Genomic DNA, 19,609 nt, shown 5'->3' on the forward strand with positions numbered 1-19,609 from the left:
AGTTGTGCAATTAACCCTCACCATTAACGATTTATGATTCACAGTTAACAATTCAATATCAACGATCAACCATTAACCATCAACAATTCACCATTCACCATTCACAATTCACCATTCACAATTAAAAATCCTACCCATCTTTCAACAACAAATTCTGTTCTTTTCTAAGTTTTACAACTAATTGGTCAACATAGGTTTTTATTTTCTGCGGAAGCGTATTCCAATTTTGATCTTTCTTAAAACTTCTGCAATCATCTAAGTCACATTCAACTGCACGAATTACGTATTTTTTATTTTTGTAAATCGTAATAATTTTTACGCGTCTTATATAACCATCTTCATTGCGAGTTCCATAAACAATAATAGGTTCAATATAACCGTCACCATCAATATCTTTTGTACTGCAATATTTTGTCCAGAACCAAATGTTTATTTCTTTCGGAATAGTATTTTCAAGCAAATCATTAATTTTCCATTTTTCTAAGAATCCGCCGTGGTCATTCATTACACAGACAGCTTGTATTTTGGTGTTCAAAGTGTCCTTTTTAGAAATTGTTTTATGGTTTTCACCCAAAACCAATTCGTATACACCTCCTTTATCTTGGTATTCAAATGCTTTGTAAATAGGGAAATCATTAACGTTATCAAGTTCTCTTTCTGAAATTTCTTGTTTGGTTAATCGACGGCTGTCCGTTTTTTGAGAAAAAATAAATGTAGAATAAAAAGAAAGAAGAACTAAAATATACTTTTTCATGTTGGCGCTATACTTTTAATACATCAAAGATATTTAAAAGCTTTCGAGTTCTGCTAACTTTATGTTTTTTAAAAACAGTTTTTGTTGTATTTTTCTAAATTAAAACTACAACAAATATTTTTATTAAAATTCATCAATTAGAACCAAAAAATTGAAACTTATAAAATGACTACAACAAACTGCCGAAATTTTCTTTTAGGAATATCAATTTCAATACTTGGTTTTACTAATTTTTTAAACGGTCAAAATAAAGTAAGTGAAAAACGAAATCTTATTCAATATGTTGACCCGATGATAGGAACCGCAAAGATGGGACATACCTATCCTGGAGCAACAGTACCTTTTGGAAGTGTACAGCTTAGCCCGGAAACCGATACAATTGCCTACAGTTTAAACGGAAAATATAATGGAGAAGTCTATAAATATTGTGCAGGATATCAATACGAAGACAAAACAATTGTAGGTTTAAGCCATACGCATTTCAGCGGAACAGGACATTCTGATTTAGGTGATTTTTTAATCATGCCGACGACGGGCAAATTACAATTAAATCCTGGAGTGGCTTCAAAACCTCTGTCGGGTTACAGATCGGCATTTTCTCATTCTACAGAAAAAGCAGAACCGGCATATTACAGCGTTTTTCTAGAAGATCATAAAATAAAAGCAGAACTTACAGCGACAACTCGTGTTGGAATGCATCAGTATACTTTTCCAAAGTCAGATGAAGCGCATATTATTTTGGATTTAACTTCCGGTATTTACAATTACGACAAAAAGAATGTCTGGACCTTTGTACGAGTAGAAAATGATACTTTAATAACAGGTTATCGCCAGACAAACGGCTGGGCAAGAACCAGAACGGTTTATTTTGCCATGTCGTTTAGTAAACCTATTAAAAGCTATGGACAGGCTGCACAGGAAAAAAGTGTTTACAGAGGCTTTTGGGGAAGATTTGACCAAACCAAAAATTTCCCAGAAATGGCAGGTCAAAACTTAAAATTGTTTTTTGATTTTGATACCAATGAAGGAGAAAAAATTAAGATCAAAATGGCTTTGTCTCCAGTTAGTTCCGCTGGCGCATTAGAAAATATGAAAAAAGAAACTCCAAATTGGGATTTCGAAAAAGTGAAAAAACAAAGCCAGGAAGTTTGGAATACAGAACTGAATAAAATTCAGATAGAAACTATTCAAAAAGAGGATTTGGTTAATTTTTATACTGCGATGTACCATGCGTTTCTTGGACCAACAGAATACATGGATTTAGACCGCAATTATAAAGGTTTGGATATGAATGTTCATAAAGCAGAAAACTTCACAAATTACACCAGTTATTCGCTTTGGGACACTTATCGTGCTCTGCATCCTTTATTTAATATTGTACAGCCCAAACGAAATGCAGATATGGTAAGTTCCATGCTTGTACATTCAGATCAAAGCGTTCATAAAATGCTTCCAATATGGTCGCATTATGCCAATGAAAACTGGTGTATGATTGGCTATCACTCTGTATCTGTAATTGCCGATGCCATTGTAAAAGGAAATATTAATTTTGATGCTGAAAAAGCTCTGCAGGCTTGTGTAAATACGGCAAAAGTCCCCTATTACGATGGATTGGAATATTACATAAAAAAGGGCTACGTTCCAGAAGATAAAAACGGTTCATCGGTTTCTAAAACTTTAGAATATGCTTATGATGACTGGGCAATTGCTCAGGCAGCGAAGAAATTAGGAAAAACGGAAATCTATAATGAGTTTATAGAAAGATCTAAAAACTATAAAAATGTTTACGACGAAAAAACAGGTTTTATGCGTCCTAAATTAAACGACGGAACTTTCAAAAAAGAGTTTGATCCACTAGACACGCACGGGCAAGGTTTTATTGAAGGAAATTCATGGAATTACAGTTTGTATGTACCGCAAGATCCAGCCGACATGATTAAAATGATGGGTGGAAATGAGAAATTTAAAGTTCGTTTAGATTCATTGTTTAATATGCATCTTCCAGACAAATATTTTGAAAACACTGAAGATATTACAAGAGACGGAATTATTGGAAATTATGTTCATGGAAATGAGCCTTCACACCATGTAGTGTATTTGTACAATTGGACAGATTCTCCATGGAAAGCACAGGACAAAATAAGAATGATCTTGAAAAAAATGTACAGAAATGGAGCAGACGGTTTAGGAGGAAATGACGATTTCGGACAAATGAGTGCTTGGTATATTTTCAGCAGTTTAGGATTTTATCCTGTTGCGCCTGGCTCTGATGAATATGCTTTAGGAAGTCCGCTGGTTAAAAAAGCGATTTTTAATTTAGAAAATGGAAAAAACTTTGAAGTAGAAACCGTTAATCAATCGGATAAAAATGTATTTGTGAGCAAAGTACTTCTGAATGGAAAACAATTAGAAAAACCATTTTTAAAGCATAGTGATGTTTTAGCTGGCGGGAAGATTACGTTTTATATGAGTTCAAAACCGAATAAGAAGAAGTATTAGTTATTAAGGTGTTGAGGTTCTAAGATTCTAAGATTCTAAGATACTAAGGTGCTAAGTCTAAGGGTTTACTCATAATGAAAATACAACCTAACAGTTTTTTTTAAAACCTGTTAGGTTTTTAATATCACTGTCACCCTGAGCGAAGTCGAAGGGCTTTTGCAGTTAATAAGAGGCTTCGACTTCGCTCAGCTGACAAATGAGTTTACAAAGCCTGACAATTCAAATTAATTAGTATAATTCGTGAATTCGTGGCAAATAATTAAAAAACTTCACGAAATTTGCATTTCAAATAAAGACAATTAAATATGAAAATAAATTTAAAATCAGGAATTGATAAACTGCTTTTCGGAATGAAGCAGAATGATGTAACAGCTGTTTTAGGAAAACCTGATAAAAACTATAAAGACGAAGATGACAATGTAATTTTTGTGTACAATGCACACAAAATGAGATTGACTTTTTATGAAGAAGAAGATTTGAAATTAGGATACATTGTCGCTTCAAGTACTGATTTAGAAGTTTTCGGATTCAAATTAATCGGAAGAAAAATTGCTGATGTAAAGAAAGATTTAGCCACTAAAGGTATTACGAAATACAATCAGGAAACTTTTGATACTTTCGAGAATTATTTCAACGAAGACAATTGGTTTATTCTCCAAACAGAATTTGATGAGGTTGTAAAATTCGAAATCGGGGCGATTATCAATAACAAAGACGAATTTGACTGGAAGTTTCCAGTGAAGAGATAAAGCTTTAAAAAACATACAAGAATTAAATAAAACATTGTCAGACTGAGCGAAGTCGAAGTCCTTTGAGATAAAACACTTTGTGGTGGCTTCGACTTCGCTCAGCCTGACAAACTTAAAACATAAAAAAAAAACCGACAATCACTTGTCGGTTTTTTTATATTTGAAAAAGAAATTATCCTTTTAACCATGCATTTTTAAGTTTATCTTTTGAAGCATCAGTTGCTTTAAAAGTTTCAGACTCTTCGTATGGTAATTTTACAGTTCCTTTAATTGTTTCTTCTTTAGTACCGCGTTTTACTTTCAGAGTAATAGGATCATTTTCTTTCCAGTTTTCACTTTCCGTAATCAAATCGTAGATATTATCTAAAGAATATGGTTTGTTATTAACAGTTAGAATTTTATCCCCGCCTTTTAAGTTTAAGTTTTTAAAGAATTCGTTGGTTTCGATATCAGAACGAACAGCGATTTCTTTAGTAGCTTTATCAATAGTGATATATGGATTTTGTCCTTTTATGAAAACACTTCCAGGTTTTTTCTCAGTCGCTTTGGTAACACCAACTTTAGCCAAATAGAAATCGTAAGGAATTGGAGTAGTTCCTGCTACATATTTGTTCAAGAATTCGCCCACTTCTGGGTATGTTAATGAAGTAATTTTTGCAAAAAGCTCATCATCATTAAATGGTTTTTCAATACCATATTCAGTAGATAATTTATGCATTAAGTCAAGAATACCTCTTTCTCCGTTGCTTTTCTCTCTAATGATAATATCAATACACATTCCGATTAAAGCTCCTTTTTGATATACGTTTAGGTATTGGTCTTTATACGGCTGCTCTAATACATTTTTACTCATCAAAGTAAATGACATAGTATCGTTTAGCTGTTTAGATTGTTGAATTTTATCAGCAATACGAGTGTAAAATTCTGCTTCATCAATTAAACCTTGGTTGATTTGGAAAAGATTTGCAAAGTATTCTGTTACACCTTCATACATCCATAAATGCTCAGACATTTTAGGTGCGTTATAATCAAAATACTGAATTTCTTTTGAGTGAATTGTCAATGGCGTAACAATATGGAAGAATTCGTGCGAAACAACATCTTTCATAGTCTCAACCAATTTTTCTTTTGGCATTGATTCTGGAAGAACTACTGTTGTAGCTGTAGGATGCTCTAATGCTCCAAAACCATGTGCATCGTCTTTTGCCATGCTTGATAGATAAACTAAAACACTGTACTTTTTAGTAGAGTTTACTTTTCCTAAAAAGTTTTTCTGTGCCGTCATCATCGTTTTCATTTCTGGCGTGATACTTTCTGCAGTAAATTTTCCAGTAGGAGAGTATACAGCAATCAAAATATCCATCCCGTTTACATTAAATGTAGTGTAATCAGGTTTAGAATACATAATTGGATTCTCTACTAAAATTGCATAACGAGAAGTTTTAAATACATCAGATGTATTGCTTGCATCTTCATCTGTCATAGAAGTAGCGCCCCAAAGTGTTTCAGGATGTGTAATTGTAACTTTGTAAGGAACATCTAATTTATTTTGAAAATACCCCACAAAACCATGGGTATTAACCATAAAATTTTTCCCGGCATCAATGTTAGTCCCTGCAGGAGAGAAAACATCATCATTACCAAATCCAGTTCCTTTTTCAGTATCAAAAGTATCGTTTACTAAATACGTTACCTTTTTTAATGCTTTTGCATTAGAAATCGACCAAGAATTATCATCTATTCTTTTTACAGTAAGAGCGGCTCCTTTAGCATCAAATGCTTTAAAGTCTTCAGAATATTTTCCATAATTATCTGTAGAATAAGTACCTGGAACTGTTTTAGGAATGCTATAAACAATTTCATCTGTTTTAATGGCTGGCGGAGTAACGGTCACCAAAACTTTATCGTCTTTAACGTCAGTCAAATTGATGTTAACCTCTACGGTATTGCTTTTTGCGGCTCCAGTGCTACCTGTTTTACAGCTCCAAAATGTTACCGCTAGAGCTAAGGTGTAAAGTATTTTTTTCATATGTATATGTTTAGTTATTTGTATTTGTCACAAAAAACATAGAAAAGTTACTAAAAAAATTACATTAATTTAGAAATAAAAAAAAACTCCTGAAAAACAGGAGCTCTAGTTTAGTCTAGTTTATTTTTTATATAATATTTTCCGTCCAAATCTTCATCAAAATCATCTATTTTTACTGGTTTTGGTTTTGGTTTGTTTGCTACTGCCTTCTTTTTCCACATTTCAAATTTTTCAAGAGGCATTTTCTTCTTCATGATCTCCAAGACTTCTTTTTCTGCTAATCCAAATTCTTTTTTTATAATTTCGAATGGATTTCTTTCTTCTAAAGCTAACGAAACAAGTTTTTCAGTTTGCTCCCAAGTCAATTCTTTACGGTTACTCTTTTTCATCTCGTGAAAATTAATTCAAAATAGGGTGTTAATGATTAATAGATTGATTTTCAATTTCTGTATCAATATTAAAAAAAAAATTAATAAGTTGTTTCAGTAAAGTACACTTTTTTTAGTGATTTTAACTGTTTTTGAAAGATCTTGATTTTTGAAATGGAATTTTTAGCAGATTCTTCAATTTGTTATTTTCCTCAGGCTGCATATGTGTATCTACACCATAAATAAGTTGTTCTTTGGGCAGATAAGTAAAAGTTCCGAAAATTCTGTCCCAAACAGAAAAAATATTTCCATAATTACTGTCCGTATATGGCAGTACATAATGATGATGTACTTTATGCATATTTGGAGAAACGATAAAATAACTCAAGAGAACATCTAATTTTTCGGGAAGCGAAATGTTGGCATGGTTAAATTGTGAAGCGATAACTGATAAAGATTGATAAAGAAATACCATCCACATTGGTGTTCCGATAATTAAAACTCCTAAAGTGGTAAATATAAAACGAACAACGCTTTCGCCGGGATGATGTCTGTTCGCAGTCGTGGTATCGATCCAAGTATCGGTATGATGTACCAAGTGAAACTGCCAAAGAAATTTTACTTTATGTTCTACTAAATGTGCTAAATAAGCACCAATTAAATCGAGAAGCAATAAACCAATTATGGTATAAAGCCAGATTGGCATTTTAGGAAGCCATTGCAAAAGACCAAAATTATGTTCAATTGTCCATGCCGCGGTTCTAATTAGAATAAATGCTAAAATAAAATTGACAACAATAGTTGTGAAGGTAAAAAAGAAATTTATTCCCGCATGTGGCCATTTTTTATACTGCATTCGGAACAGCGGGAAAGAGTTTTCAATCAACCAGAAAATGGTTATACCGCCAACTAGAATCAAACTTCTATGAGAAGATGGAATCGTACTGAAGTAAGAAATAATTTCGTTCATAAATATAAATATTTGAGTTGAAATACTGTTTTCTTATCGATTTTATCCAAAGCAAAAAAGAGAAAATCAATTATAAATATATTTGATTTTCTCTTTTGAAATTAATTATAGGCTAATTTATAATTATTATTAACTAATTATAAAACTATTTTTTCGGGTTCGCCCTCTTGCTGTAATAAATTTTTGTAGATAAATCCTGCCGCTATTGCACCCAAAATTGGAGCTGCCCAAAAAAGCCAGACTTGAGATAATGGTTCGCCTCCCGTAAAAACTGCCTGAGAAAGTGATCTTGCAGGATTTACAGAAGTATTTGTAATTGGAATACTAACTAAATGGATTACAGTTAGTGTTAAACCAATCGCAATACCGCAAAAATTACTATTAGCAAATTTGTCTGTTGCACCAAGAATAATTAAAATAAAGAACAAGGTAAGAACAAATTCTGCAATAAAAGCAGCTTGTAGAGAATAGCCGTCAGGAGAAAATGCTCCAAAACCATTTGATGCAAATGCTCCAGCTTTAGTGTTGTCAATTACGAAACCAGCTTTTCCAGAAGCGATTGTATACAATGTACCAGCTGCAGCTATAGCTCCAATACATTGAGCTATTATATATGGGATAAGATCTTTAATTGGAAATTTTCCTCCTGCCCATAATCCAAAAGAAACCGCAGGATTAAAATGTCCTCCAGAAATGTGTCCAACTGCATAAGCCATTGCCACTACTGTTAGACCAAAAGCAAGTGCAACACCGGCAAAACCGATTCCTAATTCTGGATAACCGGCAGCAAATATGGCACTTCCACAGCCCCCAAAAACAAGCCAATAAGTCCCGAAGAACTCTGCAAATAATTTTTTCATAATAAATTAAATTTAATGGTTAAAGTTATAATGTATACTGGTAAGCCCAATAAATTAAAACAATTTGTAAGGGCAAACGTACAAATAAAATCCATAATGGTAAACCAAAACCTGCTTTTTTATTTAGAAACATGTAGATATTTGCAGGAAAAACAGCGATCAGTAAAGCTATAATTCCCCAGGCGGCGAAAGTTTTTGTGGCAGGTAAAATCAGGAGAATGCCTAAAATGATCTCGGCAGCTCCGCTTAAATTATTTATTAATTTTGGGTTTTTAAATGCGGGTGGAATGATTCTTATGTACATTCCAGGTTTTCTAAAATGATTAATTCCAGCAAGTATATACAATAAAGCCATTAAATATAAATGCCAGGGTAAACTCATAATAATTGATTGTTTATCACGAATTTATAAAAAAATTAACAATTATTACATTACAGAAGATCTTTTTTTAATAATGCTCAAATTCGGCTATTTTTTTGACTTGAAATTTACGTTCATAATGATTATTGCAAGTATAATTAAAACGATTCCAACCCATTGAGAGAAGATAACTTTTTCATTCAATAAAACGTACGCCATCATCACAGAAACGGGTAATTCTAAGGCAGAAACAATACTTCCAAGTCCTATACCAGTAAGAGGAAAACCAATATTCATTAACATAGGCGGAATTATGGTGCCAAATAAAGCCAGCACAATTCCCCATTTTAAGAAAATTTCGAAATTAAACGCGGTAACCTGAGTTACAAAGGCAAATGAAAAAACAATAATAGAACCGCCCAAAAGCATATAAAGACTTCTTTGAGCAGATGAAATTTCTGTAGCAACACGATTTGCAGTAAACATAGTTGTGGTAAAAGACGCAGCGGCCAAGATTCCCCAAACCAAACCTCTCCAGTCTAGTTGTATGTCATTGTTAATGATATTTGTCGCTAAAACAGTTCCAAAAAGCACAATCAAAACTGCAATTACTTTTTGTTTAGAAGGTAGTTTTTTTTCTAAAATCATTTCTAATAAAACGCCCATCCAAACAGTCTGCATTAATAAAACGATCCCAATAGAAACTGGAATAAATTTTACAGCTAAATAGTAAAATAAACTTGTCATTCCTAATGAAGTTCCGGCAAGCATTAAACTGAAAATATTTTTTGGAGTTGCTTTTACAGCTTGATTTTTATTTTTTATTCTTTGAAAAAGATTGATTAGTAGAATTCCTGTAATTCCATAAATAAATTGTGATGTCGTAACTTCTGCGGTTGTATATCCTTCAGAATATGCCATTTTTACAAATGTTGCCAGCATTCCGTATGTAGTAGCACCTAGAGCAACCAGAAAAACACCTTTTAATACATTATTTTGCGACGTCATAATTTACTTGTTTTAAAAAATTAAAGCCGGCAAAGGTAAGTTATTTTGTTTAGGATTTAATAGAAATAAAGGCAAAATCGTGAACTTAATAATGAAAATAGTTGATTTTCAACGTTCAAAATAATAATTCTTTAAAGTTTTACATGGTCTTAAAACAAAAAAACACCAAAAGTATCTTTTGATGTTTTTTTGTATTTAATAGAAATTGAATTCTAGTTATTTAGTTGGCTGATTTTGATAAGTTTCAATTTCAAAAACTAAAGTTGCATTTGGAGGAATTACGCCGCCAGCTCCTTTTTCGCCATACGCTAAGTTAGAAGGAAGAAAGAAAATAGCTTTTTCTCCGTCTGTCATCATATCAAGAGCTTCAATAAAACCAGGAATCATTCCGTCTTTTTTACCAACTGTAAAAGGAAAAGCTTTGTATCCGCCTTGTGCATCTCTGTTTGCATCATACTTTCCGTAAGCTTTTGCAACTTCAGCGATACTGCTGTCGAATAAAGTACCATCTTCGAAGTATCCAGCATAATGAAAATAGATATTTGAACCTTCAGCGCCTTTTACACCAGTTCCTTTTTTGGTAATAACATATTTTAAACCAGATGCAGTTGCTGTAGCTTTTGCTTTTGTTGCAGTAAAATAAGCAGCTTTGGCAGCAACTACTTTTTTAGCCTCTTCTTTTTTAGCTTCACCTTTTTTCATTTCATCACTAAAAACTTTTACAGCATCAAACTTTTTTGCTGCTGCGCCTTTGCGTGTAATGGTAATCTTGTTCATGATATCATCTTGAACAATTTTATTGACATTGTCCATTCCAGAAACTACATGACCAAAAATAGTATGTTTACCGTTTAACCATGGCGTGTCTTTATGTGTAATGAAAAATTGGCTTCCGTTTGTAGCAGGTCCAGAATTTGCCATTGCCAAGACACCGCCTTTTTCAAATTTCAATTCTGCAACAAATTCATCTTTAAATGAATATCCTGGATCTCCAGCCCCAGTTCCCTGCGGATCACCACCTTGAATCATAAAATCGTTAATTACTCTATGGAATTTTAAACCATCATAAAATGGCTTTCCTTTTAATTTTTCCACTTTTACATAAGGATTTGTTCCTTCTGCCAAAGTGATAAAGTTGGCAACAGTTACGGGTGCTTTTGTGTATTCTAAAGAAACAACAATATCTCCTTTTGAAGTTGAAATTGTAGCAAAAATCCCTTCGTTAGGATTTGTATTTGGCTTAGCAGCAGGTTTTGCTGCAGTTGTTGTTTTTGCTTTTGCAGCAGGTTTTGCTACGGGTTTTTTAGTTTGAGCCTGAATATTTACTATTGCTAAGCAAAATAAAAATAAAAATTTAAACTTCATTACTTTTCAGATTTAAGTCTATGATGAATTGTTTTATTGTTTCTCTAATAATTGAACTTCGAAAATAATATTTGCATTTGGCGGAATTACACCTCCTGCACCAGTTTCTCCGTATGCCAAGTGAGATGGAATAAAAAGAATTGCTTTATCGCCAAAAGAAAGCTGCTCAAGTCCTTCAATAAAACCAGGAATCATTCCGTCTTTGCTTCCTGCTTTAAATGGAATTGGCTGATAAGCTTTTGCTGCAGCTCTTGCAGGATCAAATTTTCCGAATTGTTTTGCAACATCTTCTATGCTTGTGTCAAATAAAGTTCCGTCTTCAAGAAAACCAGCGTAAGCAATATATACTTGAGTTCCTGCTGCAGGTTTTTTGCCCGTCCCTTTTTCAGTAATAAAATATTCTAAACCGCTTGTTGTTTTAGTAACTTTTGGTTTAATAGAAGCATAGTAAGCTACTTTTTCTTTCTGAACTCCTGCATATTTGCTTTGTTCTTTTGCGATTTCTGCAAAATAGTCATGAAATACTTTTACAGCATCGAACTTTTTAGCCGCTTCACCATTTCTAATAATAGTTACAGAAACGATATTATCACCTTGAACTACTTTGTTTACTACTTCCTGATCTTTTGCACCCACAACATGACCAAAAATAGTGTGTTTGTTATCTAACCAAGGAGTTTCTACGTGTGTGATGAAAAACTGGCTGCTGTTTGTTCCAGGTCCGTTATTGGCCATTGCTAAAACACCAGCTTTGTCAAATTTTAAATCTGAGAATTCGTCTTTGAACTTATATCCAGTATCTCCAGAACCAGTTCCTAAAGGATCTCCAGTTTGAATCATGAAACTTTCTATAACTCTATGGAATTTTAAACCATCAAAAAAAGGTTTCTTTTTTAAATTTTCATGCGTTACAAATTCGTTTTTACCTTCAGCCAAAGTCACAAAGTTAGCCACAGTAATTGGTGCTTTTTTGTAATCAAGTTCAACAATAATATGACCTTTGTTTGTTTCGATATCGGCATACAAACCATCTGGCAGATTACTGTGATCGTCTTTACAAGAATAAAATGAGCTAACGGCTATTAGTAATAATAAAATAATCTTTTTCATTTTAAGAGATTGTTTTTTATGGAGTTAATGTATCTTTTTTTATTGGAGCTGCAGGTTTTGGAGCTGCAGGTTTTGGTGTTGTTGTTTTAGGAGCTTGTCCTGCTGGAGCTACAGCAGTAGTTTGAGCAGGAGCATTAGTCTGAGCTGGATCTGGAACAAAATTTCTCAATGTAACTGTAACCATCAAAGATTCATTTGTACCAATTTTTTTGTTGTCTCCATGATAACCATAAGCCATATGCGATGGAAATAAAAATGTCACAGTTTCATTTTTATGCATTCTCTTAATTCCGTCGCGAAGTCCCATCATAATGTCTTGTTTGTCTACATAATAAGTCTGCGGACCAAGGTCAGAATCAGAATAAATTATATTGCCTTTTATATCTTTAACTTCTAAATTATAATAAGCAATATCGCCTTTTCTTGGTGATGCAGTTTCTGTAGCATTTTTTTCATCATAATAAAACCAATACCCTTTTGGAGTGGCATAGTATTTTACTTTCGGATTGCTTTTTATTATTTTCTTAATGACATCTTCTTCATTAGCCACTAATTTCTTATTTCGATCTGCAGATTTTTTCATGAATGTTCCTGAAGCGCTGGAAATAGGTCTTCTGGCTTCTTCATGATGCTTACAGCTGATTAACAAAACAGCAAAAAGCAAACTATAAATGCTAAGTTTTAGGTAATTCATGTGGGCTATAGTGTTAGTTTTTTTACTAAATCTTCAAATTTCTTTACAGTTTCTTCCATCGAAACTTCAGATCTTCCGCCGGCTGCATTGCTGTGTCCGCCGCCGTTAAAATGATCTCTTGCAAATTGGTTTACATCAAAACCTCCCTGCGAACGGAATGAAATTTTAATAATTCCTTCGTCTTTATTTTCGATAAAAATAGCAGTAAAAACAATATCTTTTATACTCAAGCCATAATTAACAATTCCTTCTGTATCACCTTTAACATAATTAAAAGAATCTAGTTCTTCTTGTGTTAACGTCATATAAGAAGTTTTATGCTCTTCGAATATTTTCATATTCTGTAAAGCTCGGCCTAACAGTTGTAATCTGCTGAAGGAACTATTGTCAAATAATAAAACTGGAATCTGTGTGTTTTCTACACCCAGATCAATTAATTCAGCGATAATTCTATGAGTGTTTCCTGTTGTTCCAGGGAAACGGAATGAGCCTGAATCGGTTAAAATTCCTGTGTAAATACAAGTCGCGATGGTTTTGTCAATATCTTCTTTTTTGTTTAAGAAAGTGATAAAGTTGTAAACCATTTCGCAGGTAGATCCGTATGAAGGGTCAGAGTAGGTATAGGTAGCATAATCATCAGGTTTTTGATGATGATCGATCATTATGAAAATAGCATTTAGCTTTGCCAAAGTGTGCTCCATTTCACCTGTACGATGAAAAGCATTAAAATCAAGCGTAAAAACGATTTCTGCTTCTTCTAAAATCTTGGTGCAGTTTTCGGTATCTTTTTCGAATATTTTTACAGTTTCTGATCCTGGAAGCCAAGCTAGAAAATTAGGAAAATCATTTGGAGCAATTACTGTTGCCTGATGATTATTTTTAATTAAAAAATGATATAATGCTAATGTAGAGCCCATTGCATCACCATCCGGTCCTCTATGCGGAATGATGACAATTTTTTTTGGAGTGGCGAGTAATAACTGAATCGCTTGAATGTCTTGTATTTTCATAGTGTGCGAATTTACATTTTTTTAATGTAATGCTGAAAATATTTTTAGTACCAGTTTCTTTAGTATTCAGTCTATTTCAATAGATATTGGGTTTTTATTTTGGAATTTAAATTTTGCGTATGAATTTTGAACGCGGATGAAACAGATTCGCTATCGCGAAAACGCAGATTTCAACGGATTTTTATTTTTTTTATTTTTTTTCAGAAACTTTTTAAGTTTCGTAGGTACATTACATTTGTAGCAGCGGATTTTGATCCGTAGGAGAGATTTAAGGTTTTATCTTTATGTTCCGTAGGAACTATAACTAGGAGATTGGAATTTGGAATTTTAAAAATTGGAATTTAACCTTTGATATAATTTATATTTAGCTCCCTTAACAATCTGCGATTTATAAATTCCGATAGAACCCGAAGAAAAATAGGCAATTGTGCAGGCTATTGCAATGAATATTCCAGGAGCAATTCCGAATAATTCCATGCCCATAATAGTGCAGGCGATAGGAGTGTGGGTTGCGCCAGAAAAAACAGCAACAAATCCGATTCCGGCTAAAAGAGCAATTGGCATTGGAATTACTATTGATAATGCGCTTCCTAAAGTTGCACCAACAAAGAATAGAGGAGTTACTTCTCCGCCTTTAAATCCAGCTCCTAAAGTAAATCCTGTGAAAAGAATTTTAAGCAGAAAATCATACCATTCGCTTGTATTCGAAAACGAATCTACAATTACAGGAACTCCCAATCCTGAAAATTTGGTAAGTCCAAAACCTGCAAAAGCTATCGCTAAAATTACGCCGCCAATAACGGGACGAAGCGGCGGATATTTAATGTTTTTGGAAAAAAGAGAACCCCAAAAATGAGTACTTCTTGCGAATAATAAAGCAGCAAAGCCCGAAAGAATTCCGACAATTATGGTAAAAATAATGTTGTTGAAACTAAGTTCTGGAATAATAGGAATGCTGTAGTGAGTATGTTTTATTTCCCAAAATTCAACTGTAAAATAAGCTGCATAAGCGACTAGAAAAGAAAGTACAGCACTTTTAAGATTAATTTTGCTAAAATATAAGACTTCTAAAGCAAAAATAGCACCTGCCAAAGGCGTTCCGAAAACAGAAGCAAAACCAGCACTGATTCCCAGAATAATGAGAATTTTGCGTTCGGAATTATCTAATTTAAAAATTTTGGTGAATTGATCGGCAATTGCGCCTCCCATTTGTACTGCCGTTCCTTCTCGGCCAGCAGAACCTCCAAATAAATGGGTAATTAATGTTCCTAAAAGAACCAAAGGCGCCATTCTAAACGGAATGACTTTTTTAGGATTTTCGTACTCTTCCAGTAGTAAATTATTTCCTTTAACTACAGATTCTCCCCAATAATAGTAACTCAATCCAACTAGAAATCCGCCGAAAGGCAAAAGCCAGATAATCCAATCATGCTGCATTCTAAATTGCGTTACCCATTCTAAAGAAACCAAAAATAAGGCCGATGCAGATCCTGAAAATAGACCTATTAAAGCACAAATTATAATCCATTTTGGAATAGATAATAGTGTTTCTTTTAGGTCTAAAGTCATGGATGTTTTTTATGAAAAGTTTTTTCAGCCACGAATTTCACGAATTTTCACGAATTAATATATTTTTAATTGAAAGAATTATAAATGAATTTTTAAAATCCTTTAATCTGTGGCAATATATTAGTTTAAATTAGTGGAATTCGCGGCAAAAAAATTACTGCACAACAGCAGTGAATTCTATTTCTACCAAATATTCTGGTGCAACTAATTGATTGATTCCGTAAAATCCGGTTGTTGGTTTTACATCTCTAAAGAAAGCAGAATGGGCTCTGGCTACTTCTTCAAAAGTTGAAACATCGGTTGTAAATATTCTTGTTCTAATGACATCTTTCATGCTGACATTTAGATCTTCTAAAACTTTTTCAACTCGCTCTAATATATTATAAGTTTGAGCATAAGCATCATCTGCTTTTACTTTATCACCATCAACAATTGCTACAGTTCCAGAAACTTCAATAATATTACCAATTCTTACTGCGCGGCAATATCCCATTTTGTCTTCCCACGGAGATCCAGTTAAGATGTTTTCTCTTTTCATTTTTTATATTTTGCGAATTTGTCTGTATGGTTTTAAAAGAGCAAATTCAGGTTAATTAAGATGTCGCAATTTAAGAATTCTGCTTTTGGCATCCATAAAAAAAAGCTTGAAATCAAATCGGAAATCAAGCTTTTTTGTGATATTAAATTGTTAGTCGATATGTCTTTCTTCGTAAAGACGAAGTTTGTTGTGTGCCGTATTTAGACTCTGCTGTAAGTTTTCTATCTTGTTTAATAAGTGGGCTATGGCATCGATTCCTTCCAGATTAATTTTGAGGTCGTAATGCATGCGAATCATTTTTTCGACCGTTGGCAGCTGCTCAGGCTCCAAATATTCATCGTCTTCTTCGCTAATAATTTGGATTAAACCATAGTTGTTAAGTTCAGTTATAAAAGTATTTTCAATTTCGTGATACAAACAAAACTGCTTTATCTGGATTAAATTTTTATTTTTCATGACTTCTTAGTTTTGCTAATTCTTCAAATAATTCTTTCTCTTTATCCGACAATTTTGTTGGAACTTTTATCGTATAAGTAATATACAAATCACCAAATTGATTTTCTTTTTTGTAAACAGGAAAACCTTTTCCTTTCAGTTTTACTTTGGTTCCCGGCTGTGTTTCTGCAGGAACTTTGATTTTTACCTTTCCGTCAAAAGTGTTGATGTACGTTTCGCCTCCTAAAACCGCAGTATACAAATCAAGCGGTGCATCGGCGTATAAATTATTGCCTTCTCGTTTAAATTCTGAATTGTTGGCAATAGAAAAAGTGATAAATAAATCACCATTTGGACCGCCGTTTACACCAGGTCCGCCATGATTTGGAATTTTTATAATCTGGCCATTTTCAACTCCGGCTGGAATAGTAATTCTGATATTTTTTCCGTTTACCGTTAAGCTCTGTTTATGTGTGGTGTAAGCCGATTTGAGGTCTAATTCTAGTTCGGCATTAAAATCCTGTCCTCTATATTTAGACTGCGATCTGCTTCTGCCTCCGCCATACATCGAATTGAAAAAATCTGAAAAATCACTTCCAGAGAAATCGCCGCCTCCAAAACCTGAGAAATCACTATCAGCATATTGAGAACTGGTTTGTCGTCTGCTTTGCTGCTGATTAGGATCGTAACCCGCTTTTTCAAATTCATCAGCATGTTTCCAGTCTTTACCGTATTTGTCGTATTTTTTTCGGTTTTCAGGATTACTTAAAACTTCATTAGCTTCATTAATTTCTTTGAACTTTTTTTCGGCTTCTTTATCATTCGGATTTAAATCGGGATGATATTTTCTGGCCAGTTTTCTATATGCTTTTTTGATCTCTGCTTCGGTCGCAGATTTTGTAACATCTAATACTTTGTAATAATCGATATAATCCATTTTATTGAGTTTTTGTAAATGGTAAAATAAAGTCTTGAAGTTAAGAATAAGTTATTAATTATCAAAATAGTAAATTTAAAGAAACTCTATATTAAAGACAGAGATATTGGAATTTGAAATTTTAAAATTTGAAATTTATTTTTATCAGAAAGAAAAATTTTGGCAGGTTTTTTGATTCCAAAAATTAGCTTAATTTATTGTTATAAAAGTCCTAAAGTTGCAATGCCTAATTAAATTATGCTATTTTTGTGATGCTGGACTATTATTTAAGACTAATTATAAAAGCCGATTCGATAATACTTTTTCAATGAAGCACATTTTATTTTTCATATTGTTTTTTACTGCGTTGTCAGTATCAGCCCAAGCCGAATTTAATTCTAAATTCAAAGCTATTCCCGCACCAAAGTTTAGTGCAAAACCAAAAAAAATTCCAGCTCCTGAGACAAAAGATCCACAGGCAGAATTAAATGATATTCCAAGTATTAAAACCCCAAACGTTTTTGAAAATACAACGATAACTCAAAAATCTAAATTTCAGATTGGAGAAGAAAAAAGCAAATTTACCATGTCTACAGAAACCGATTTTGCCAATCCAGGCGATCGTTATGTGGCAAAAATGGAAAAGGATCTTGATAAAGCTTTAAAAGATGCCGGTTTAAGAGAAGGAAGAGGTGTTTTGGTGAAGAAAAACATCTCACTGGGAGATTTTAAAACTAAATCGGAATATTTTATTGTGAAGTTCCGTGATTTTGGAGCAATCGATGGAGATTTAGTTAAAGTTTCTTCAAATGAACTTGTAGTGCGAGATCGACTTTTATTAGATTCTAATTTTCAACAAGTAAAAATTAATCTTAATCCAGGTTTTAATAAATTAGATTTCGAAGCTTTAAATATTGGAACGCTTGGCGGAAATACTGCCGAGATCCAAGTATATGACGATAAAGGTACAATGGTTACCAGTGATTACTGGGATAATCTAGCTGCCGGCTTTAAAGCTTCAATTGTAGTTACAAAAGAATAAGATAAGATCATTTTCTTGATCCTATCTTTATCTTATTGATGTTTGTTATCTTCTTATATAATAACTTTTTCAGCATCTGTTTTTTTTCCGCTCCCAGTTTCTTTCAATAGAAAACTCACTAAAATGGCTATTGAAATTCCGATAATCCAAAATAGTCCTGCCTGCTGAAAGTGATTTGTTTTATCCAAAGTTCCGTCAAGAGTTCTGCCGAATAAGCGACTGAATAAAGGACTTAAGAGCGTTGTTACACCAAAAGTTATAAAATTGATGGCTCCTGTAGCACTTCCTTTTACATTATCTGGATTAGCTTCTTTAATGATAGAATATGGAATCATAGCAGCGCCAGAAGCAACGCCTAATGAAAACATACTGTATTTTGCTGGAAGTAGATTTGGAAAATACAGCAATTGAATTAAAGCTACAATCATAAAGACAGCGCCAAATACCAAAACTGGTTTTCGTTTATTTATTTTGTCTGTAATATATCCTAATAGCGGACATCCGAAAACCCAGCCAAAAGCTACCATGGCGCTCGATATTGTTGCCGTATGAAAGTCGAAAGCACGGTCTTTTTGAAAGAAATCTACTGCCCAAGTCATCGCAAATATAGTTGTCGGCGCAAATAGCAATCCCGAAATTATGCCGCAAAACCAAGATTGCGGATTGCTAAAAACGATTTTATAGGGATTTAGCAGACTTTGTTTCTTTTGTGTACTTTCTATATTTTTATCTGTGATGTTGGAAGGAGTTATAAACCAAAGTCCGAAAGCCACAATGATTGTGAAAATTCCAGTCGAGAGCCAAAACGTATTGATATTCATTCCTTCTTCAATCAACGGCCCAACAACAAATTGTCCTGCAGAACCACCAAGCATTCCGAGGCATTGTGTAAATCCAATGGCTGTTGCGAGTGATTTTGCAGAAAATCCTTTACTGGCCAAATAGACACAGCCCGGAAAAGCAAAAGCGCATCCCGCACCTTGAAACAATCGGCCGACAACGCCGCTAAACTGACTCGAAATCATAAATAATAAACAGCCGATTCCTAAAATAAGTGCTCCTGCAAAAAGTGAATATTTAGCTCCAAATCGGTCCAGAGCAATTCCAGCAATTAAACTGCAGGTGGAATAGGTATAATAATAAGTGCCGACAATTTCTACTAGCCTAATTTCATTCACAGAAAAACTCTGCGAAAGTTCTGGGAACATTACTGCTGGAGCAGAACGAATTACATAATCTAAAAAATAGAAAATCAAACCAAATATCCAGGCAATAACATAGTATTTGGTGTATGATTTATTGGTATTTATATCCATGATTCTTTAATTAAGC

The 19,609-nt window shown here is 33.4% G+C and carries 19 protein-coding genes; 3 read left to right on the plus strand and 16 right to left on the minus strand.

What is annotated here, in order from left to right; translation table 11 throughout:
* Nucleotides 1-130: 130 nt before the first annotated feature.
* A complete protein-coding gene (locus EDB96_RS11070; protein ID WP_134140790.1) occupies nt 131-754 on the minus strand; it encodes a M949_RS01915 family surface polysaccharide biosynthesis protein in 624 nt (207 codons plus the stop codon).
* 165 nt (nt 755-919) lie between these two features.
* On the opposite strand from EDB96_RS11070, the gene EDB96_RS11075 reads away from it, so the two are divergent.
* A complete protein-coding gene (locus EDB96_RS11075) occupies nt 920-3,253 on the plus strand; it encodes a GH92 family glycosyl hydrolase (protein ID WP_134140792.1) in 2,334 nt (777 codons plus the stop codon).
* A gap of 305 nt (nt 3,254-3,558) precedes the next feature.
* The gene (locus tag EDB96_RS11080) at nt 3,559-4,002 is read left to right on the plus strand and encodes a hypothetical protein (RefSeq protein WP_134140793.1); all 444 of its coding nucleotides are present in this window, start codon (nt 3,559-3,561) and stop codon (nt 4,000-4,002) included.
* 172 nt (nt 4,003-4,174) lie between these two features.
* Here the strand turns inward: EDB96_RS11080 and EDB96_RS11085 are convergent, their stop codons facing one another.
* From EDB96_RS11085 to EDB96_RS11150, 14 genes are all read right to left on the minus strand, one after another.
* A complete protein-coding gene (locus EDB96_RS11085; RefSeq protein WP_057118912.1) occupies nt 4,175-6,031 on the minus strand; it encodes a peptidase M61 in 1,857 nt (618 codons plus the stop codon).
* A 110-nt stretch (nt 6,032-6,141) separates the two neighbouring features.
* Nucleotides 6,142-6,420, minus strand: a complete 279-nt coding sequence (locus EDB96_RS11090) for a DUF2805 domain-containing protein (protein ID WP_057118909.1) — start codon at nt 6,418-6,420, stop codon at nt 6,142-6,144.
* Between the two features lie 121 nt (nt 6,421-6,541).
* Nucleotides 6,542-7,369, minus strand: a complete 828-nt coding sequence (locus tag EDB96_RS11095; RefSeq protein WP_134140794.1) for a sterol desaturase family protein — start codon at nt 7,367-7,369, stop codon at nt 6,542-6,544.
* A gap of 137 nt (nt 7,370-7,506) precedes the next feature.
* Nucleotides 7,507-8,229 (minus strand): aquaporin Z, encoded by a 723-nt coding sequence (gene aqpZ, locus EDB96_RS11100; protein ID WP_134140796.1) that lies wholly within the window; start codon nt 8,227-8,229, stop codon nt 7,507-7,509.
* A gap of 25 nt (nt 8,230-8,254) precedes the next feature.
* Nucleotides 8,255-8,611 (minus strand): DoxX family protein, encoded by a 357-nt coding sequence (locus tag EDB96_RS11105; protein WP_134140797.1) that lies wholly within the window; start codon nt 8,609-8,611, stop codon nt 8,255-8,257.
* An 87-nt stretch (nt 8,612-8,698) separates the two neighbouring features.
* A complete protein-coding gene (locus EDB96_RS11110; protein ID WP_134140799.1) occupies nt 8,699-9,598 on the minus strand; it encodes an EamA family transporter in 900 nt (299 codons plus the stop codon).
* 216 nt (nt 9,599-9,814) lie between these two features.
* Complete coding sequence (locus tag EDB96_RS11115) at nt 9,815-10,963, minus strand: peptidylprolyl isomerase (RefSeq protein ID WP_134140800.1); 1,149 nt, start codon at nt 10,961-10,963, stop codon at nt 9,815-9,817.
* Between the two features lie 33 nt (nt 10,964-10,996).
* Nucleotides 10,997-12,073, minus strand: a complete 1,077-nt coding sequence (locus EDB96_RS11120) for a peptidylprolyl isomerase (protein ID WP_134140802.1) — start codon at nt 12,071-12,073, stop codon at nt 10,997-10,999.
* Between the two features lie 16 nt (nt 12,074-12,089).
* The gene (gene gldI / locus EDB96_RS11125) at nt 12,090-12,767 is read right to left on the minus strand and encodes a gliding motility-associated peptidyl-prolyl isomerase GldI (protein WP_134140803.1); all 678 of its coding nucleotides are present in this window, start codon (nt 12,765-12,767) and stop codon (nt 12,090-12,092) included.
* Nucleotides 12,768-12,772: 5 nt separating this feature from the next.
* Entirely contained in the window at nt 12,773-13,777 is a 1,005-nt protein-coding gene (locus EDB96_RS11130; protein WP_134140804.1) for a DHH family phosphoesterase, read from the minus strand.
* Nucleotides 13,778-14,104: 327 nt separating this feature from the next.
* Nucleotides 14,105-15,346 (minus strand): voltage-gated chloride channel family protein, encoded by a 1,242-nt coding sequence (locus EDB96_RS11135; RefSeq protein WP_134140806.1) that lies wholly within the window; start codon nt 15,344-15,346, stop codon nt 14,105-14,107.
* Nucleotides 15,347-15,500: 154 nt separating this feature from the next.
* On the minus strand, nt 15,501-15,884 hold the full coding sequence (locus tag EDB96_RS11140; protein ID WP_134140808.1) for a RidA family protein: 384 nt from the start codon (nt 15,882-15,884) through the stop codon (nt 15,501-15,503).
* 150 nt (nt 15,885-16,034) lie between these two features.
* The gene (locus EDB96_RS11145) at nt 16,035-16,340 is read right to left on the minus strand and encodes a chaperone modulator CbpM (RefSeq protein WP_057118887.1); all 306 of its coding nucleotides are present in this window, start codon (nt 16,338-16,340) and stop codon (nt 16,035-16,037) included.
* Complete coding sequence (locus tag EDB96_RS11150) at nt 16,330-17,256, minus strand: DnaJ C-terminal domain-containing protein (RefSeq protein ID WP_134140809.1); 927 nt, start codon at nt 17,254-17,256, stop codon at nt 16,330-16,332. The genes EDB96_RS11145 and EDB96_RS11150 overlap by 11 nt, the downstream gene beginning before the upstream one ends.
* Nucleotides 17,257-17,563: 307 nt before the next feature.
* Between EDB96_RS11150 and EDB96_RS11155 the strand changes: the two genes are divergently transcribed.
* A complete protein-coding gene (locus EDB96_RS11155; RefSeq protein WP_134140810.1) occupies nt 17,564-18,277 on the plus strand; it encodes a hypothetical protein in 714 nt (237 codons plus the stop codon).
* Nucleotides 18,278-18,330: 53 nt separating this feature from the next.
* Here the strand turns inward: EDB96_RS11155 and EDB96_RS11160 are convergent, their stop codons facing one another.
* Nucleotides 18,331-19,593, minus strand: a complete 1,263-nt coding sequence (locus EDB96_RS11160; RefSeq protein WP_134140811.1) for an MFS transporter — start codon at nt 19,591-19,593, stop codon at nt 18,331-18,333.
* Nucleotides 19,594-19,609: the final 16 nt, after the last annotated feature.

Source organism: Flavobacterium sp. S87F.05.LMB.W.Kidney.N (assembly GCF_004366435.1).
Lineage (GTDB): Bacteria > Bacteroidota > Bacteroidia > Flavobacteriales > Flavobacteriaceae > Flavobacterium.

What these genes read in the sequence shown, in the direction of transcription:
- EDB96_RS11160 (WP_134140811.1), bottom strand. Translation starts at nt 19,593, where the DNA reads ATGGATATAAATACCAATAAATCATACACCAAATACTATGTTATTGCC.
- EDB96_RS11145 (WP_057118887.1), bottom strand. Translation starts at nt 16,340, where the DNA reads ATGAAAAATAAAAATTTAATCCAGATAAAGCAGTTTTGTTTGTATCAC.
- EDB96_RS11070 (WP_134140790.1), bottom strand. Translation starts at nt 754, where the DNA reads ATGAAAAAGTATATTTTAGTTCTTCTTTCTTTTTATTCTACATTTATT.
- EDB96_RS11090 (WP_057118909.1), bottom strand. Translation starts at nt 6,420, where the DNA reads ATGAAAAAGAGTAACCGTAAAGAATTGACTTGGGAGCAAACTGAAAAA.
- EDB96_RS11075 (WP_134140792.1), top strand. Translation starts at nt 920, where the DNA reads ATGACTACAACAAACTGCCGAAATTTTCTTTTAGGAATATCAATTTCA.
- gldI (WP_134140803.1), bottom strand. Translation starts at nt 12,767, where the DNA reads ATGAATTACCTAAAACTTAGCATTTATAGTTTGCTTTTTGCTGTTTTG.
- EDB96_RS11095 (WP_134140794.1), bottom strand. Translation starts at nt 7,369, where the DNA reads ATGAACGAAATTATTTCTTACTTCAGTACGATTCCATCTTCTCATAGA.
- EDB96_RS11080 (WP_134140793.1), top strand. Translation starts at nt 3,559, where the DNA reads ATGAAAATAAATTTAAAATCAGGAATTGATAAACTGCTTTTCGGAATG.
- EDB96_RS11140 (WP_134140808.1), bottom strand. Translation starts at nt 15,884, where the DNA reads ATGAAAAGAGAAAACATCTTAACTGGATCTCCGTGGGAAGACAAAATG.
- EDB96_RS11110 (WP_134140799.1), bottom strand. Translation starts at nt 9,598, where the DNA reads ATGACGTCGCAAAATAATGTATTAAAAGGTGTTTTTCTGGTTGCTCTA.
- EDB96_RS11120 (WP_134140802.1), bottom strand. Translation starts at nt 12,073, where the DNA reads ATGAAAAAGATTATTTTATTATTACTAATAGCCGTTAGCTCATTTTAT.
- EDB96_RS11130 (WP_134140804.1), bottom strand. Translation starts at nt 13,777, where the DNA reads ATGAAAATACAAGACATTCAAGCGATTCAGTTATTACTCGCCACTCCA.
- aqpZ (WP_134140796.1), bottom strand. Translation starts at nt 8,229, where the DNA reads ATGAAAAAATTATTTGCAGAGTTCTTCGGGACTTATTGGCTTGTTTTT.
- EDB96_RS11105 (WP_134140797.1), bottom strand. Translation starts at nt 8,611, where the DNA reads ATGAGTTTACCCTGGCATTTATATTTAATGGCTTTATTGTATATACTT.
- EDB96_RS11135 (WP_134140806.1), bottom strand. Translation starts at nt 15,346, where the DNA reads ATGACTTTAGACCTAAAAGAAACACTATTATCTATTCCAAAATGGATT.
- EDB96_RS11115 (WP_134140800.1), bottom strand. Translation starts at nt 10,963, where the DNA reads ATGAAGTTTAAATTTTTATTTTTATTTTGCTTAGCAATAGTAAATATT.
- EDB96_RS11150 (WP_134140809.1), bottom strand. Translation starts at nt 17,256, where the DNA reads ATGGATTATATCGATTATTACAAAGTATTAGATGTTACAAAATCTGCG.
- EDB96_RS11155 (WP_134140810.1), top strand. Translation starts at nt 17,564, where the DNA reads ATGAAGCACATTTTATTTTTCATATTGTTTTTTACTGCGTTGTCAGTA.
- EDB96_RS11085 (WP_057118912.1), bottom strand. Translation starts at nt 6,031, where the DNA reads ATGAAAAAAATACTTTACACCTTAGCTCTAGCGGTAACATTTTGGAGC.